10 protein-coding genes and 1 tRNA gene are annotated in these 18,041 nt (G+C 39.8%); 3 read left to right on the top strand and 8 right to left on the bottom strand.

The window, feature by feature from the left end:
* The first annotated feature begins 361 nt into the window (after window positions 1–361).
* Window positions 362–649 (top strand): hypothetical protein, encoded by a 288-nt coding sequence (locus SALWKB2_RS07540; protein ID WP_025331060.1) that lies wholly within the window; start codon window positions 362–364, stop codon window positions 647–649.
* A gap of 118 nt (window positions 650–767) precedes the next feature.
* Here SALWKB2_RS07540 and SALWKB2_RS07535 read toward each other — a convergent pair whose 3' ends face one another.
* Window positions 768–1,367 (bottom strand): DUF2238 domain-containing protein, encoded by a 600-nt coding sequence (locus SALWKB2_RS07535; RefSeq protein WP_025331059.1) that lies wholly within the window; start codon window positions 1,365–1,367, stop codon window positions 768–770.
* 434 nt (window positions 1,368–1,801) lie between these two features.
* On the opposite strand from SALWKB2_RS07535, the gene ahpC reads away from it, so the two are divergent.
* Complete coding sequence (gene ahpC / locus SALWKB2_RS07530; protein ID WP_025331058.1) at window positions 1,802–2,368, top strand: alkyl hydroperoxide reductase subunit C; 567 nt, start codon at window positions 1,802–1,804, stop codon at window positions 2,366–2,368.
* Window positions 2,369–2,526: 158 nt separating this feature from the next.
* Window positions 2,527–4,095 (top strand): alkyl hydroperoxide reductase subunit F, encoded by a 1,569-nt coding sequence (ahpF, locus tag SALWKB2_RS07525; RefSeq protein ID WP_025331057.1) that lies wholly within the window; start codon window positions 2,527–2,529, stop codon window positions 4,093–4,095.
* A 266-nt stretch (window positions 4,096–4,361) separates the two neighbouring features.
* Here the strand turns inward: ahpF and cueO are convergent, their stop codons facing one another.
* From cueO to rpsU, 7 genes are all read right to left on the bottom strand, one after another.
* Complete coding sequence (cueO, locus tag SALWKB2_RS07520; RefSeq protein WP_025331056.1) at window positions 4,362–5,912, bottom strand: multicopper oxidase CueO; 1,551 nt, start codon at window positions 5,910–5,912, stop codon at window positions 4,362–4,364.
* A gap of 171 nt (window positions 5,913–6,083) precedes the next feature.
* Entirely contained in the window at window positions 6,084–11,999 is a 5,916-nt protein-coding gene (locus tag SALWKB2_RS07515; RefSeq protein ID WP_100115205.1) for an autotransporter outer membrane beta-barrel domain-containing protein, read from the bottom strand.
* Between the two features lie 968 nt (window positions 12,000–12,967).
* Window positions 12,968–13,043 (bottom strand) — tRNA-Ile (locus SALWKB2_RS07510).
* Between the two features lie 101 nt (window positions 13,044–13,144).
* The gene (gene rpoD, locus SALWKB2_RS07505) at window positions 13,145–15,100 is read right to left on the bottom strand and encodes an RNA polymerase sigma factor RpoD (RefSeq protein WP_025331054.1); all 1,956 of its coding nucleotides are present in this window, start codon (window positions 15,098–15,100) and stop codon (window positions 13,145–13,147) included.
* Between the two features lie 60 nt (window positions 15,101–15,160).
* Window positions 15,161–16,945 (bottom strand): DNA primase, encoded by a 1,785-nt coding sequence (gene dnaG, locus SALWKB2_RS07500; protein ID WP_025331053.1) that lies wholly within the window; start codon window positions 16,943–16,945, stop codon window positions 15,161–15,163.
* An 82-nt stretch (window positions 16,946–17,027) separates the two neighbouring features.
* Window positions 17,028–17,471, bottom strand: coding sequence for a GatB/YqeY domain-containing protein (locus SALWKB2_RS07495; protein ID WP_025331052.1), 444 nt, complete (start codon window positions 17,469–17,471; stop codon window positions 17,028–17,030).
* A gap of 173 nt (window positions 17,472–17,644) precedes the next feature.
* The gene (gene rpsU, locus SALWKB2_RS07490) at window positions 17,645–17,857 is read right to left on the bottom strand and encodes a 30S ribosomal protein S21 (protein ID WP_025331051.1); all 213 of its coding nucleotides are present in this window, start codon (window positions 17,855–17,857) and stop codon (window positions 17,645–17,647) included.
* Window positions 17,858–18,041 lie beyond the last annotated feature (184 nt).

Raw genomic sequence — 18,041 nt, 5'->3', positions numbered from 1 at the left:
TGGCAAATAAATCAGTTCTTATAGCTAATAAGTATATATAAATTTGATGAAAGGTTAGCCGTAATCTGAACAGACAGTAAATAAAATTTTTGAAGCTATGCAGTTTTAAAACTATATATATATTTGAATATTAGTTATAAATTAAAAATATTTAGAATATGTCATATAAATAAATTGATAATTTTGCGGATGTATATCTGATTAAATATGCGTTAACAAAATTTTTTCAGAGTTATTCTCTTATATCAATTTGTTAAAATAGTACTTCATTACGAGTGTAATACCGGTTAAAATAGCCTTGTCTTGAAATTTGACATTACAATAATATTCATTAGCTTTACATTTACTGGAGTTTGAACACATGAACCAAACTGCTGAATTTGCAACAAACAGTAATGAACTAAGTGTACAGCTTGCACACAAAGAGCAAAAATTTAAAAGAGTAAAGTTCTATTTTAACGTCATATTTGCTTTGTGTTTTCTGGTATTTGCTGTGGGTCTGGTCTGGATGAATACCATGGCAATTGCCAGCTCATTCATTACGGCTATGATGTTTGGTATGGCCTATCTGGGCGTAATTATGATATTTGAAGAAGATATCAAAGAATTGAAAATCAAACTGGAAAAAACACAATCTGTTTCCGCCTGATTACCTGAGCTTTAAGAGATGGCAGCTTTAGTCAAAGCTGCCATGCAAGACTAATCAGATACTTTGCTGTTATCAGTTGGATCCGATCTGATTTTTACTTGTAATGGTAACTGCGGTTTTAACGTGATGGTCTCCGTAAGTGCCGTTTACTAAAATAAAGATAGATAAGCATGGTGCTGCAACCTATCAGACACCAAAGCATATCTTTCTGTGTATCCCATACATCGCCCTGTGTGCCAAGAAAAGTGACAGCTTCCTGATTACTCAGTATGGCTACCAGCCACTCAAACAATTCGTATATGGCGCTAATCGTCATGCAGACACAACCACTCAAAAATATCACCCAGCCGCGGTAGCGTACAATTTGTAATCTCCATAGTAATTCACTGGCTATAATAGCTGGTGAAAAACCCTGAAAAAAATGTCCAAGCTTATCGTAATTATTACGTGTCCAGCCAAATACACCGCGTAGATAATTAAATACCGGCTCTTCGGCATAAGTGTAATGTCCGCCAATCAGTAATATAATTGCATGAACTAAAACTACCCAGTACATAAGCTGACTGAAACGAAAACGGGAATAGGTGAATACAAGAAGTATCAATCCTAGCAATGCCGGAAAAACTTCAAGCCACCAGGTAGGGTAGTCATGCGGCTGATAAGCAGACCATATGAGTACCAGTATAAATATTATCAATTGCAGAATATGTGTTTTCATACCATACATCACCTGCAAATATTCAGTAGCAGAATTAAACTGAAACTAAAAAGTGAAAAAATTTTTTGCCGGTATCAATCTTAATTTGACTTCTTTTTTTATGATAATCTGTATATTAATCTTGATAAATGCACAGGGCAAATATCAGTAATGTGCAGCATACAAGCTGTGACCGGTTTAGTTACAACAATTTTAGATTTTGGCAGAGTAACTCCCATACAGCTAATGGCTGTTTATAATAGTTTTTATATATGAATTTAGTGTATTTATCTGGTTTGTAAGTTATTTTTATAATCCTGAAAATATAATACATTGTTTTTTATGAAAAATAAAAACTATCGATTACATAAAATCATTTGATTATATTTATTGAGTAAATTTGTGTACTATACATCCATCGATTAATTCAACCTGTACATTCAAGGAGATATTTCATGGTTGCTAATGTTAACACTGAAATCAAACCGTTCAATACCACTGCCTTTCATAATGGTAAATTTGTAGACATCAGTGATGCTGACGTAAAAGGTAAATGGTCTATATTCTTTTTCTATCCGGCAGATTTTACTTTTGTTTGTCCTACTGAATTAGGTGATCTGGCTGACCACTATGAAGAATTGCAGAAACTGGGCGTAGAAGTTTACTCTGTTTCTACCGATACTCATTTTACTCATAAAGCATGGCACGATGCTTCTGACACAATTGCCAAAATTAAATACTTTATGCTGGGTGACCGCAATGCTACCCTGACAACTAATTTTGGTGTACTGCGTGAAGGTCAGGGTTCCGCTGACCGTGCTACATTCCTGGTTGACCCGCAGGGTATTATCCAGTGTGTGGAAGTAACTGCTGAAGGTATCGGTCGTGAAGCTTCAGATCTGGTACGTAAAGTTAAAGCTGCACAATATGTTGCTTCTCATCCGGGTGAAGTTTGTCCTGCTAAATGGAAAGAAGGCGAAAAAACTCTGGCTCCTTCTCTGGAACTGGTTGGTAAAATCTAACACACTTAAATACACACATCAGAAACTTACTGTTAAATAAACAGTCATTCAGCCCGAATACCGGCTGCGGTATCCGGGCTTTTTACTAAAACAAAAATGCAGGCTATCAAAAACAGAATATCTATAGTTTATTTTTATTAATGTAATGGAGCAGTAAAATGTTAGACGACACTTTGAAAAACCAACTAAAAGCTTATCTTGAATATGTAACCAGACCGGTTGAAATAATTGCTACGCTGGACGAAAGTAAAGGTGCTCGCGACATGCTGGCACTGTTACAGGAAGTAGAGGCGTTAAGCGATAAAGTCAGTCTGCGTACCGATGGTCAGTCTGAACGTAAGCCATCTTTTGAAATCACTAATCCCGGTGTGCATACAGGACTGGTTTTTGCCGGTAATCCGATGGGGCATGAATTCAGTTCACTGGTACTGGCTTTATTGCAGGTGGGCGGTCATCCATCTAAAGAAGCAGAATCATTACAGCAACAAATTAAAAATTTGCAGGGCAGTTATCACTTCGAAACTTATTATTCTATTACCTGTCACAATTGTCCGGATGTTATACAGGCATTGAATCTGATGTCTATTCTCAATCCGAATATCAGCCATACAGCTATTGACGGAGCATTGTTTCAGGAAGAAATTGAAGCGAAACAGATTATGGGTGTGCCGGCCGTTTTTCTGAATGGTGAACCATTTGGTCAGGGCAGAATGGAACTGGCGGAAATTGTTGCTAAACTGGACAGCAATGCCGCCAGTGCGGCAGTTGATGAATTAAATGCAAAAGCACCGTTTGACGTGCTGATTGTGGGCGGGGGACCTGCCGGTGCTGCTGCCGCTGTATATGCAGCACGTAAAGGTATTCGTACCGGTATTGTGGCCGAACGTTTTGGTGGTCAGGTTCTCGACACGCTGGATATTGAAAATTACATATCAGTTTTACGTACCGACGGTCCGCGTTTTGCCCATGATCTGGAAAGCCACGTACGCAGTTATGATGTCGATATTATGAATTTGCAAAGAGTTAGTGCGCTGGTACCGGCTAAAACTACAGGCGGACTGATTGAAGTACATACAGAAAGTGGTGCTGTTTTAAAATCGCGTACAGTTATCCTGTCTACAGGTGCACACTGGCGCTCAATGAATGTGCCCGGTGAGCAGGAATACCGTACGAAAGGTGTGACTTATTGTCCGCATTGTGATGGCCCGTTATTCAAAGGCAAAGATGTAGCCGTAATTGGTGGTGGTAATTCCGGTGCAGAAGCTGCCATTGATCTGGCTGGCGTTGTTAAGCATGTTACTCTGCTGGAGTTTTCCGGCAAAATGCGTGCTGATGAAGTATTACAGCAAAAATTGCATAGTCTGCCTAATGTTCAGATTATTATGAATGCTCAGACTACAGAGGTAACCGGCGAAAACGGCAAAGTTAATGGTCTGAATTATCTGGATCGGGTAAGCAATACAGAGCATCATCTGGCATTGGAAGGTATTTTTGTTCAGATTGGTTTATTACCGAATACCGGATTTTTGCAAGGTACAGTAGACTTAACTGAGCCAATGCACGAGATTGTAATCGATGCTTTTGGTAAAACCAGTGTGCCGGGTGTTTTTGCCGCCGGTGACTGTACAAACGTACCCTATAAGCAGATTATTATTGCTGCCGGTGAAGGTGCTAAAGCGGCATTAAGTGCTTTTGATTATCTGATTCGTACCAGTGCAGCTAATTAATAACTGACATAAGAAACCACTCAAAACCAATCGTTTTGAGTGGTTTATATTTTTATCGGGATATTATCAGACCTGATACGATGACACTTATGGAATATTATTGAAAAGATCATATATTTTCATGCCAGAATTTCATTGTTTATGCTAATTCGGCTTATGGAAAAATATTTATTGGCGCAGCTAATTTAACGTTTTATTAATCCATAAGTATTATTAGCTTCAGTTTTTAAATATCTGAAAAAATTCAGCTTGTAACGAACGCATATTCAGACAGTAAACCCCAGCATCATCCCGGTATCTTCATGTTCCAGTATGTGGCAATGAGCCATGTAAGGAAAACTTGCTGGCGCACTGTGGTTGAATTTCACCAATACCTTACTTACACCACCTTCTACCCGTACCGTATCTTTCCAGCCTGAGCGATGAGCAGCAGGCGGTTGTCCGTTTTCATTAAGAATGCGAAACTGAGTACCATGAATATGAAACGGGTGCAGCATCATATCGCCTAAACCGGATATTTCCCAGCACTCATATTTCCCTTTACTGGCGGCAAATGCCGGCTTATTCATATCAAAAGTCTGTCCGTTAATCCTGTTGGCATGCATTAAATCTAATGCGTTTTTATCCGTGTGCATATTATGCATCATTTCCATATGAGACTGATGCATAGACATATGCTCCATTGGCATAGCTGATTTTCCCGCCAGTTGCTGTAAAGCCTGCATACCCATACTGTCCAGCTCAGGATCCATAGACAGCTGAAAATGGCGGTGTACAAGCTGAGACAGAGCCGGTAATACAGGCAGAGAGCTGGTAAGCTGATCGGGTAAAGATGCATCATTACGCGAAGAAAGTACAGATACACGAACTATCGGGCAGGGCTGATCAAAAGGCGGCAGATTCATGCCCATCTGTTTTACCGGTAAAGTAAGCAAATCAAATGCTTTACCGTTACTGGTGTCAACCATTACTTCAAAACGTTCACCGGGCAATACCGACAGGCTGGACACCGTTACCGGCTGAGGCAGAAAGCCACCGTCACTGGCAATAACATATAAAGGGCGGCCATCACTACAGGCAAAGTTCAGTGTTCTGGCATTACAGCCATTAAGCAGACGTAATCGCAACCAGCCACGCGGCGCGTTATGCTGCGGATATATCTGACCATTACACAGCAGAGTATCTCCAAACCAGCCTATGGCAGCACTCATAACATCAAGCTGATAATCAATTTGTCCGGCTGCATTAAATTTTTTATCCTGTACGATCAGAGGAATATCATCTAATCCCCAGTTTTTGGGGATAGGCAGACCAGTACTGACAGTATCTTCCAGCAACAGCAAACCTGCCAGCCCCATTGCTACCTGACGTCCGGTCTGCCCATGCTGGTGCGGGTGGAACCAACATGTTGCAGCAGGCTGGCTTGAGGTAAATTCAATTACTCGTGCTTGTCCGGCTGGGATACAGGCCTGAGGTCCGCCATCTGCTTCACCCGGTACTTCCAGACCATGCCAGTGTACTGTTGTGGCTTCAGTTAATTGGTTTTGCAGTTTTATCTGTACCGGTTTGCCCCGGAAAATACGTATAGCAGGACCAAGCAAAGCACCATTATAGCCCCATGTCTGCGTCTGATATTTGCCAAAACGGCTGGTGCCCTGCTGAATAGTGAGCTGAATCCTGTTATCTTTACCGGTATCTAATAATGGCGGAATAGCCAGTACCGGTAAATCCAAAGTATTCAGAGCATAAGCAGAAAGCGGTAGCGTAGCTGCGGCGCTTACCATGGCCGAATATCTGAGGAAGTCTCTTCTGTGCATAATGATTCTTATGAAGAAAAAGAACAGCTTAAACCTTCACCTAAGTTGAATGTCAAGCCTGTTTTGCTGAAAAGAAAACCAAAGAATATTTAAACAGAAACAGGGCACAGCATTAAATGCTGTGCCCTGCAGAAAGCAGCAGTAACCATATGGCTACTGCCGGATAATGCATTATAACCAGGTATATTTATAACCCATAGTACCTTTAAAGCCTTTGCGTTTATCACTGCCAAAATTTTTCTCGTAACGGATATCGCTGTAGAAATCACTTTGACGGGTGATTGGCAACTGAATACCCAGACCGAGTTCGCCCCAGGTTTTCGCATACTCTTCTTTCAGACTGTCACGACCAATATCAACTGATTTTGGATTAACAAAATCATGCCAGATATTCGCGATACCATAGAAAGAGGATGACGGCAGGTTATCACGGGTATCACCATTATAGCCGAAACGCATACCTACACGACCGCGCAGTGCAGACGGATCATGCTGGTCAACATGGCGGATCCTGTCATTAAAATCATCCAGAGACAGATACTGGTATACCAGCTGAGCCTGCGGCTCTACAAACCAGTTATTTCCATAAACAATAAATGATTTACCTGTTTCAGCTGATAAAGCTGCACCCCAGCCGTTCTGATGTACAGATTCGTTCGAACGGGCATTGTATTTATTGCGCAGATAAGTTACCTGACCAACAAGATCCACATAACCGCCATTATTGCCGTAGAAGGTACCATAACCGCCAACACTTACTGCATCCGTACGGCCTTTACCCGTGTAATGGTCATCAACAATATAACCATTCTTAGCACGGTACTCATCGCGGAAATCATTTTCATTATGGCCATAAGCTACATAGCCACCAATATGCCGACGTGTTCCGGTTTTCTCATTTTCATCCAGAATAAAATCATGACCAATCTGTAATACAGATTGATTACCAGCGGTATCCAGACGTTTTTTACCATCTTTATCCAGATGTTTAACCAGAACTCTGCCCCATGTCTGCTGCTGATCATCACCAAGAGCAGTATTATTTGAGCCGGTGATATTGTAAGTCTGGTTTTCACCGCGGCGCTCATGTAATGTACCAACCGTGGTAAAGCCAAGTTCCATATCTGCTGTAGGCATCTGCACATAACCGGAAACCGGTTCTGCATAAATTGGTACTTCTTTTATGGGTGGTGCTGGCGGAACAGGCTTATCAGAAACAGTAGGTCCGGGTGGAACAGGCACAACAGGATCAGGTGTTTTAGGTTGTGCGGTTAATGTCCATGCATAATCAGTTCCTGAAGTAGTATCTATTTTTTTAAGCTGAGCTTCGCCGGCATTAGTAGTCGGAGCGGAACCGGTAAAATCATTGCCGCTACTCTTACCGGCTACATGTACCACAACTGCAGAATGAATAGGAATCTCTTTCAGGGTTACATCGCCATAGATACCTTTTTCGTTTAATGTACGCACTGTTGTAGGGGCACCGTCTACATCGCCATGAATATCAATGCGGTCGCTATAAGAAGTGCCATCCTTATTCCATACAGTATTAACACGCATCAAACCGCCACCGGTATAGTTACCATTAACAGTGATAGTATGGTACTGGTCTTTGTCTCCGGCATTAACTTCAGATACTTGCGGAAATATAATTGTCCCGGTAGTGTTTTTCAGCTTTGTTAATACAGAGTTTCCAGTATTGTTCCAGATACCCTGATTATCCAGATCTAATATCCCCGAACCGGAATTTGTTGTCACGCCGGTAAAGGTTCCGGTATTTGTGGCAGAAATAGATCCTGAGTTAGCGTTAATCAGCTTACCTTTGAATTCCTGTTTATTTTTAAATGTAATTCCGCCTTCACTGCTTTCAGTATTATTGGTTATATCCGTTTCCATACTACTGTTATTGGTTATATCAATAATACCACCACTAGTATTGCTGATTGGTCTGTTCAAAGTTTTATTATTGATAATAGTAATTTTGCCATTACCAGTATTCTGAATTTGTCTCAGACTAGTATCGTTAATCCTTACACTGGGATTATTATTAACTACATTAGCATCTACATCACCATTGTTAGTAAATATAATGGATCCGGAACCATCATTATTAATATTGCTGTTTAATACAGCTTCATCCTGATTCGTAATGGTGATATTACCAGCACCACTATTAGTAATATCACCATTAATAAAGCCGTCTTTATTGTTTTTAATCAATATATTAGCAGTGGTATCATTTATTTTATCACCGGTATTGGTGATAGAACCGTTAAGTGTACCGTTATTGGCAATATTAATGGCACCAGCACCTCCATTAAGAATAGCGTTGGCTATCTCACCATCATTGTCCAAGATGATAGTACCGGTATTGTTATTAGTAATCTCACCGGTAATACGGCCAATACGGCTTATTATAGAACTGGTATCTTTGGTATTTTTAATATGGATATCGCCTGTTCCCTCATTTTTGATAGAGCCGTTTAACTCCTTATTGTTGGTGATCTCAATATTATAGCCATCAGTACGCTTATCACCGGTATTGGTGATAGTGCTGTTTAAGGTTGTGTCATTAGTAATACTAATATTACCAGTATTCTGATTGGTAATAGAGCCGTCAAAGTTCTTTCCTCTATTGGCAATATCAATGGTACCAGTATTCTGATTGGTAATAGAGCCTTTAAAGGTATTTCCATTATTGTAAATACCAATGCGGCCGGTACCAGTTGCATCATTATCATTATCAATGTTACCTAGAAAATCGCCGTCATTATCATTCTTAATGGTAATACTACCACCGGAATTAGTAATTTTTAGAAAGGTATCAGCTTCACCATTTTGACCAGTTTTACCAACCTTACCGCTGTTTTCGATAGTAACCCGGCCGTGATTTTTGTTAGTAATATCGCCCTCAATAGTAGAATTGTATGCCTTGTTGTTAATAGTAATATCACCATTATCATTGGTAATATGGCTATTAATTTTAGTATTTTCTTCATTGTTGTTAACAGTAATCTTACCTGTATTAAAACCACTGTTATTATGAATATCGCCGGTAAAAGAAGAGCCTTTTTTATTGTTGTTTACAACAATACTACCATTGAGATTTTCAATAGTGCTCTTTAACTCTTTATTGTTATCAATCAATATATTATCAACATTATTTTTAGTACCGGTATTGGTGATAGAGCCACTAATGATACCGTTATTGATTAAAGAGATACTGCCTGTACCATTATTTTCGATATAACCGTCAAAGGTACCAAAGGTATTGTTATCGATGATATTGTTGTTGGTTAAAGAGATACTGCCTGTACCCTTATTTTTGATATAGCCGCCAATGGTACCGGTATTGGTAATCTTAATAGCACCAGTATTCTGATTAGTAATAGTACTATTAACAGTACCCGCCTCCTTATTATCCAGAGCAATAGTACCATTGCCATCATTATTAATAGTGCTGTTTAAATCATTATTGTTTTCAATCAATATATTAGCAGTAGTATCATTTATTTGATCACCGGTATTTGTGATAGAACCGCCAAGGGTACCTTTATCGTTATTGATAATATGAATAGTACCGGCATTACCAGTATTTGTGATAGAGCCGCCAAGGTTACCGTTATCGTTATTGGTAATATTAATAGCACCAGTATTCCGATTAGTAATAGTACTATTAACAGTACCCTTATTATCCAGAGTAATTATGCCGGTACTGGTTGCATCGTTATCAATGGCACTTTGAAAATCGCCGACCGCTGTATTGGTAATGTTAATCTTACCATCTTTGGAATTAGTAATTTTTTTAGAGGAATCAGTCTTACCGCTGTTATTGATAGCGATATTACCATTGTCTTTATTATTAATATCGCTGTTTAAAACACCATTGTTGGTGATATCAATATTGTTGGCGGCGACAGTACTTGCATTACCGGTATTGGTGATAGAGCCACTAATGGTACCATCATTGGTAATCTTAATAGCACCAGTATTCTCATTGGTAATTTCACTATTAACATTACCGTCCTTGTTATTGGTAATGTCAATCTTACCAGCATTGGAATTAGTAATTTTAGAGGAATTAGCCTTACCGCTGTTATTAATAGCGATATTACCATCCTTAGCATTAGTAATATTACCGTTTATAACAGAGCTGGCTGTATTATTGTTAACAACAATACTACCATTGCCTTCATTATTAATATTGCCGTTTAAATTTTTCTTGTTATCAATAAATATATTAGCAGGAATCTCTGCATTGGGATCATTTACTTTTATTTCATCACCGGTATTTGTGATAGAGCCATTAAGGGTACCGTTATCGTTATTGGTAATGCTAATGGTACCAGTATTTGTATTAAGAATATCGTTGTCTATAGTACCGGTATTAGTAATATTTATCAAACCTGTACCGGAATTTTCAATCTTTTTCGGCGGGGTATTATCGGAAATTTCAGTCTTGCTCTGGGTATTATCGGAATTTTCAATCTTTTTCTTCTTGATATCACCGCTGTTCTTGATAATAACTTTACCGTTATCTTTATTAAGAATATCGCTGTCTATAGTACCGGTATCCGTATTAGTAATATCTATCAAACCTGTACCGGAATTTTCAATCTTGTTCGGTTCAGTATTGCTCTGGGTATTATCAGAAATTTCAGTCTTGCTCTGGGTATTATCGGAAGTTTCAATCTTCTTCTGTATATTACCGCTGTTATTGATAATAACTGTACCGTTATCTATATTAGTAATGTTACCGGCAATAGTACCAGTACCATCGTTATCAACATTGATAATACCATTTTTATTATTTTTTAAAACTGAATTTTTATCAGATTCAGAAATTAATTTCCCAGAATTAGTTACTTTTAATATTCCAGATGAATTATGAACAATGGTATCAACGTTACTCGTTGTAGTCCCGGCTGCTTCGTTTGTAAAAGTTGCGTTTTCACCTAATTTTGTATCAGTTGAAATTACAGTATTTTGACCATTATTTACCGTTAGAGTACCATTATTTTCAAAAATTCCTTCGTTTCCAATGATGACTCCTGTAGCATCTTTAAAGTTATCTTCATCATCATCTTTAATTTTAATATCAGCTCCACCGTTAGCTGTATATTTTCCGTTTGTGATAGAAATAGCAGATACGTTTTCAGGTTCTTCGATAGTTTCTGAATCAACATGAGTCGTAATATCAGTTTTACCTTTGACTTCTATAGATCCGCCTTCGATTGTAATCGCAGAATTTCCCTCAGGAATATTTCCGGATGTAATGGTTAAATTATTCTTAACAGTTATAGATGAATTTTTTGACGTTTGATGAATTGCATAATTTTTACCTCCTTGATCTATAGTTATGTTATCGGCTGTAATACTACCACCGTTTATATTATCTATTGATGAGTTTGAATTACTAGCTTCAGTTTTGGATGTAATCGTAATGTCTCCATTAACATATATCTCACCATTATCATTTTTTATACCGTTAGTGAAACCATTGTTACTTGTATCAGTAATTTTTATACTACCTTTATAATCTTTACCTTTAGCAACATTTAATACAGACCCGTCTGAATTCGCAATAACATTCGCTGAATTACCGGAACTATTTGCTTCCAGGTTTCTATCAATTGTTACTTTTGAGTTGCCTGCAATAGCTAAAGCGCTGGCGTCTGATGAATTACCTTTACTTGTAGTCTTTATATTTGTAGCTTCTAGTGTAGATTCTCCATTTACATTAATTACTTTTTTGACTTTATTTTTTCCAATGGCTTCAATTTTTTTATCTTCTTCACCTGGTAACTTTTCTAACTTTGCGCCATCTGATGCAGAAATTTCGGTATAAGTTGTTCCGTCTGGTAACGAAGGTAACGAACATGTAGAAGGTCCTGAAACTACAACACTTCCTGCGTTATTGTCACAGGGAACAGTATCAGCAGCATATGAGCCTAAACTGGTTAAAGCAAGGGCAACAGCTGCAGCGATTTTGACACAGTTATTTTTAGTTTTACCACGTACCAGTTCCGAGCAGGCTACCCATGTCTGTGTTGCTTCACTCCATTTGGATTTATAAATGTTATTCATCGGTTTTCCTTGATTATGCAGGTATTTAAAAATAAACAGTAGCTGTAAATTTACAAATTTGTTTATTTGCACACTAATTGCTAATTAACAAATAAAAATAATCCTATACGAAATAATTATAGAAGATATGTTATATCCTATTCAAATAAGGTTAACTTTATGATAACAACATTAGCGGATAGCATTGCCGAAAAGTTGATCAAAATTTTTTAGAAAAATAAGTGTTTTCATAAAAATACAAAGCAAATATGCTATATGATATTTTGATGTGTAAAAGAGCAGGTTTTATATTTCATAAACTAACATTCTCCAGATTAATAACGCTGGATGTTACGGGTAGAATTATAAATGTTAATAAAAGTTTTTGTTATTTATTAGTTTTTGTGTTTTATGCTTAAGTAATATTACCGGTTTTAAAGCCAGTACTGACGTGAGATTTACGGATAATTAAAAAAAATATAAAAATCAGAAATAAGTGTATTAATTGTGCAACTATATGCATGTAAAAATGAATTTATTCTAATATTTATTATATTTATGTTAATTTTTAAAATATGATTAGTTGATTTGCCAAAGCTAAATTCGGAGAAATGTATCTGTTATAAAGTAAAATTAACCAATTGCTTTTTTATGATGAACAAATGTTAAATAAAAGTTACTGTTTTAATGTAAATATCATTCGGACTGAGATATATTCAGCTAGACAGATGATAAAAATCATAATTAAACAATTATTTGGTAGCCATAGTTTAAAATATTGTTTGTAGAATATTATAAATATAATTTTTAGCTCAGAGTTTTTACAGGATATGTTTTCAGTGAGTATTGAATGAAAATTCGTGCCTGTATAATAAAATTTATAGTATTTATTATTTATGCAGATTATTTTAATAAGCTATAAAAAAGCCGCTGAAAGCGGCTTTTTTGATAAAAACTCTGTTTTCTGATACAGAATTTTATGGGTTATTTGGTGGGTCCAGTGGGGTTCGAACCCACGACCAAGGGATTATGAGTCCCCTGCTCTAACCCCTGAGCTACAGACCCGTAAGCTGCATATTGTAACCAATACAGATGGGTATTGCAAGGTTTTACATAAAAAATCATCCGCTCTTGGCGGATGATTCTGGTTTTAAACTAAAAAATGTTTATTGCTTGTTTTCGTCACTATCAAGAAAGCTTTTCAGCCGGTCAGAGCGGGTAGGGTGGCGCAATTTGCGCAGGGCTTTTGCTTCAATCTGACGGATGCGCTCACGGGTAACATCAAACTGTTTACCCACTTCCTCAAGTGTATGATCGGTATTCATGTCGATACCGAAACGCATGCGCAGTACTTTGGCTTCGCGCGGAGTCAGGCTTTCAAGTACATCTTTGGTTACTTCGCGCAGACTGGAGTACATGGCCGCATCTGCCGGTGCAACATTGTTGGCGTCTTCGATAAAGTCGCCCAGATGAGAATCATCATCATCACCAATCGGAGTTTCCATTGAAATAGGCTCTTTGGCAATTTTCATGATTTTGCGGATTTTGTCTTCCGGCATTTCCATCAGCTCAGCCAGTTTGGCAGAATCAGCTTCTTCGCCGTTTTCCTGCAGATACTGGCGGGAGATACGGTTCATTTTGTTGATGGTTTCAATCATGTGTACCGGAATGCGAATGGTACGCGCCTGATCGGCGATAGAGCGGGTAATTGCCTGACGGATCCACCATGTGGCATAGGTGGAAAATTTATAGCCGCGGCGATATTCAAATTTATCTACGGCTTTCATCAGGCCGATATTACCTTCCTGAATCAGGTCGAGAAATTGCAGACCGCGGTTGGTGTATTTTTTGGCAATGGAAATCACCAGACGCAGGTTGGCCTGAATCATTTCCTGTTTGGCTGCGGCAGTTTCCTGCTCGCTTTTCACCATATTTTTGTTAATCTGTTTAAGCTCATCCAGTGAGATCTGGGCAGACTGCTCCAGATTGGCCAGTTCGGTCTGTTTTTCGATGATGGCATACTGAAAACGGCGCAATGCTTCATTCCATACGCGGTTCAGGGAGAGTTCTTCATCTACCCAGCCCAGGTCGGTAGTACGATTGGTAAAGCTTTTAATAAAATAGTCGCGTTCCATGTGGACGCGGTTCAGGGCAATATCGCGAATCTCGCGTTCAAGCTGTCTTACCTGATTAACGCGCATACGCAGATTGTCGCACAGGCTTTCAATCTGACGGGTAGCGAAACGCACCTGTAGCAGTTGTTCGGCGATTTCCTGCTGTAATTTCAGGTAATCGTCATGGTGACTGCCTTTTTCCTGTAAGGTGGCAACCATGGTATCGTACAGGCTTTGAATACCATCGAAATGTTCGAGTGTTTTCTGGCGCAGTTCTTCAAGGTTGGCTGAAGCGGCCAGTGCTGCACTCTCTTCATCATTTTCTTCATCATCAACGTCTACACTGTCATCACTGTCATCAGTAATTTCGGTGTCTTCGTTTTTGGTATCCAGACCAATGCCCAGTTCATCCAGCAGCTCTTCATGCGGGTCGACAATGGCTTCGACTATTTCGTCTACTTTGATTTCGTCTTTGCGCACGGCATCAATCAGAGCAAGTATTTCTGCTACTGATCCCGGACATGCGGAAATGGCCTGAATCATGTTACGCAGGGCATTTTCGATTTTTTTGGCGATGATGATTTCATCTTCACGGGTCAGCAGGTCTACCTGTCCCATTTCACGCATATACATGCGTACCGGATCGGTGGTTCGTCCGAATTCGTTGTCGGCATTAGATAGTGCTGCTTCTGCTTCTGCTACTGCGTCGTCATCGGTCATGTTGGCGGTGTTGTCGCCCATGAGCAGACTCTCGGCATCAGGAGCTTCTTCTGTAACCTGAATACCCAGACCGGAGATCATCGATACAATGTTGTCAATCTGATCGGCGTCAGACATTTCGTCGGGCAGGGCATCATTGATTTCGGCGTAGGTAATATAACCGCGCTCTTTACCCTGAATAATCAGCTGACGCAGGCGGGCACGCTGTTCTTCTGCGGTTAACGGGCGAGTATCATCCTGTTCCTGACTGGTATCAATAGTGGATTTCTTAGGTGTGGAGTTTGCCATATTTTACTCGATGTATTCACAACGACTTTGTCGCTGCAAGCGTTTACAATAACCGCCGGTTTATACTGACGGCATTTTGGACGGACTTAAAAGTAGCAGTAGTAACTGTTTTTCGTCGGCACTTAGTCGCTCATGCTGGAGTTTGCGCTTCAACGCATCAATCTGCTGTGTTTTAAGGTTGTCCAGTAATTTTTGCATGCCCTGTCTGAATGTGGTGCAGTCATCTTCATTGCCTGGCTGCATGACATCCGGTGAGTCCATGTAATCATGAATAATCTGCCGGATAACGGGTTCAAATTCAGTATTACGCATCAGTTCCAGCACGGCACCACTGTTTAACGGGGTAACGGAGGCTTGAATACGTTCAGCCAGCGCGGCGAGGCATGCATAATCGCCGTGCAGGTCCAGATATTCTGGTAGTTCTATATATACGGCCCATTGCGGATTTATCAATAGCGCGCGTATCTGCTTTTGCACTAATGACATGACTGGCGGCTGCCGGAAAGTATTGCGGGGTAATTGATAACTTTTCTGTCTGATAGTCTGAGGTCTGGGCAGTTCCTGCCCGAGCAGTTGTGCCAGATTGTGTTCATCAATACCTACTTTCCGGCTAAGTTCCTGACGCAGCAGAAAAGAAAGTGCCGGTGCTTTGATTTGCGCCAGTAAAGGACTGGCGGTTTTAATCAGCTCCGCTTTGCCTTCCTGTGTATCCATATCAATATTTTCTGTCAGTACCTGCCAGAAATAGGCTGATAGCGGCAGACTCTGGTTGAGTAATGCATCTTCAAATGGTTTTAATCCATAGCTGCGTACATAACTGTCAGGATCGTGTTCTGCCGGTAAGAACAGAAAGTGTAAAATTTTGTCGTCTTTTAACTGGGGTAAGGCATTTTCTAAAGCCCGCCAGGCTGCTTTTTTACCTGCGCTGTCGCCGTCAAAGCAAAAATAGATATGGTCGCTTTGTCGCATCAGTAAGCGCACATGTTCGGCGGTGGTGGCTGTACCGAGTGCGGCTACTGCATAGCCCAGACCAAACTGTGCCAGGGCAACTACGTCCATATAACCTTCTACTACCAGTACACGCTGTGCTTCTTTAATGGCAGCACGTGCTTCATACAAGCCATACAGATTACGCCCTTTATCAAACAAGGGAGTTTCAGGTGAATTAAGATATTTAGGTTCGCCTGAATCCAGAATGCGCGCACCAAACCCGATAATCTGACCACGGGTACTGCGGATTGGAAACATAATACGGTTACGGAACCGGTCGTAATGGCGGTCGTCTTTGGTAATGACCATACCGCTGTTTACTAGTGCATTGCTTGGATAGGGCTGGAATACTTTTGCCAGTGCCTGCCAGTCATCAGGTGCATAGCCCAAACCATAATGAAGAATGATTTCATCGCTCAGGCCGCGCTGCTGTAAGTAATTCTGAGCACTTGGCGAGGTTTTAAGTTGTTGCTGGTAAAAGGTGGCGGCATCAGCTGTGGTTTGTTCCAGTGTCTGCTGTTGCTGTTTAAGGGCTTTATGTGCCTGTGAGTTGTTGTTGCCAATCTGTCTGGGTACGGTCATTCCGATCCGGTCGGCCAGAAATTGCACAGCTTCCTGAAAGCTTAATCCTTGATATTCCATGATAAAGCCAATGGCTGAACCATGTACGCCGCAGCCAAAGCAATGATAAAACTGTTTGCTGGGGCTGACAGAAAAGGAAGGAGATTTTTCTTTGTGAAAAGGGCAGCAGGCCATGTAGTTGGCACCGCTTTTTTTTAACGGTACAAACTCTTCAATTACATCGACGACATCAATTTTATTTAATAATTCGTCAATAAATTCACTGGGAATCATGCCAACTATGCCTGCTATCTTCAATATGAAAGATTGGAAAATGGTCTTTCTGATCTGCTGTTATGGTTAATGCAGATAACTTTTAGTTTAAAAGCTGTTTGATTTTTTTGCTGACTTCACTCATGTCAGCTTTACCGGCCAGTGTTTTTTTCAGTACACCCATAACTTTACCCATATCACTTGGCTGCGCAGCGCCTGTGCTGGTTATGGCTTCTTTAATTGCTGCGTCAATTTCAGCTTCGTCGAGCATTTTGGGCAGATAATTCTGGAGCAGATCGATTTCTGACTGTTCTTTTTCTGCCAGATCAGTTCTGCCAGCCTCGGTATACATGCGTACAGACTCTTTGCGCTGTTTAACCATTTTGCTGATAATAGCTGTGAAGCGTGTATCGTCTACTTCGATTCGTTCATCTACTTCGATCTGTTTTATTGCAGCCAGTGCCATTCGAATGGTGGACAGGGTAGCTGAATCATGATTGCGCAAGGCAGTTTTCATATCTTCTTGCAGTTGTTGTTTCAGGCTCATAATATTGCTCGCAATAAATAAAAATTAAATTAGTTTAGTATGATACTGCTAAAATTGCGGTGCTTCAGATAGTTATTTCTGTAAAATGCAAATACCGCAAGCAATAGCCTGCGGTATTGTTTTCAATTGTATTTATTTCCGGTTACCAGAAAATGATAAACCGGAGCTACCAATTAATAGAATTTTGGTGGCAATTGCTGGCTGCGCAAGCGTTTCTGTAAACGTTTTACGGCTGCTGCTTTTTTACGCTTACGTTCAGTAGTTGGTTTTTCGTAAGCTTCACGAGCACGCAGTTCGGTCATTAGACCGGTTTTTTCAACAGAGCGTTTAAAGCGACGCATCGCAACTTCAAAAGGTTCATTTTCTTTTACACGTACAGAAGGCATGTTTTTTCCTGAATAAATGAGTTCTGATGCTGATTACTATTAATCAGCTAAATATTTAAATATTGCCACTTAGGGCTAGGGCGGTGTTTACGGTACCGCATAACCGTTTACAACATCACCTCCTAAGGTGTAAATAATGGCTATATCTGTAATAAACAAAGTAATAACAGACATAGGTTTATTT

The sequence above is a fragment of the Snodgrassella alvi wkB2 genome (assembly GCF_000600005.1).
Lineage (GTDB): Bacteria > Pseudomonadota > Gammaproteobacteria > Burkholderiales > Neisseriaceae > Snodgrassella > Snodgrassella alvi.
Note: the sequence above shows the minus strand (reverse complement) of the source record. Positions and strands in the feature narration are given on the sequence as shown.

Excerpts from the sequence above, each read along its gene's own strand:
- SALWKB2_RS07540 (WP_025331060.1), top strand. The coding sequence starts at position 362 with ATGAACCAAACTGCTGAATTTGCAACAAACAGTAATGAACTAAGTGTA.
- SALWKB2_RS07535 (WP_025331059.1), bottom strand. The coding sequence starts at position 1,367 with ATGAAAACACATATTCTGCAATTGATAATATTTATACTGGTACTCATA.
- ahpC (WP_025331058.1), top strand. The coding sequence starts at position 1,802 with ATGGTTGCTAATGTTAACACTGAAATCAAACCGTTCAATACCACTGCC.
- ahpF (WP_025331057.1), top strand. The coding sequence starts at position 2,527 with ATGTTAGACGACACTTTGAAAAACCAACTAAAAGCTTATCTTGAATAT.
- cueO (WP_025331056.1), bottom strand. The coding sequence starts at position 5,912 with ATGCACAGAAGAGACTTCCTCAGATATTCGGCCATGGTAAGCGCCGCA.
- SALWKB2_RS07515 (WP_100115205.1), bottom strand. The coding sequence starts at position 11,999 with ATGAATAACATTTATAAATCCAAATGGAGTGAAGCAACACAGACATGG.
- rpoD (WP_025331054.1), bottom strand. The coding sequence starts at position 15,100 with ATGGCAAACTCCACACCTAAGAAATCCACTATTGATACCAGTCAGGAA.
- dnaG (WP_025331053.1), bottom strand. The coding sequence starts at position 16,945 with ATGATTCCCAGTGAATTTATTGACGAATTATTAAATAAAATTGATGTC.
- SALWKB2_RS07495 (WP_025331052.1), bottom strand. The coding sequence starts at position 17,471 with ATGAGCCTGAAACAACAACTGCAAGAAGATATGAAAACTGCCTTGCGC.
- rpsU (WP_025331051.1), bottom strand. The coding sequence starts at position 17,857 with ATGCCTTCTGTACGTGTAAAAGAAAATGAACCTTTTGAAGTTGCGATG.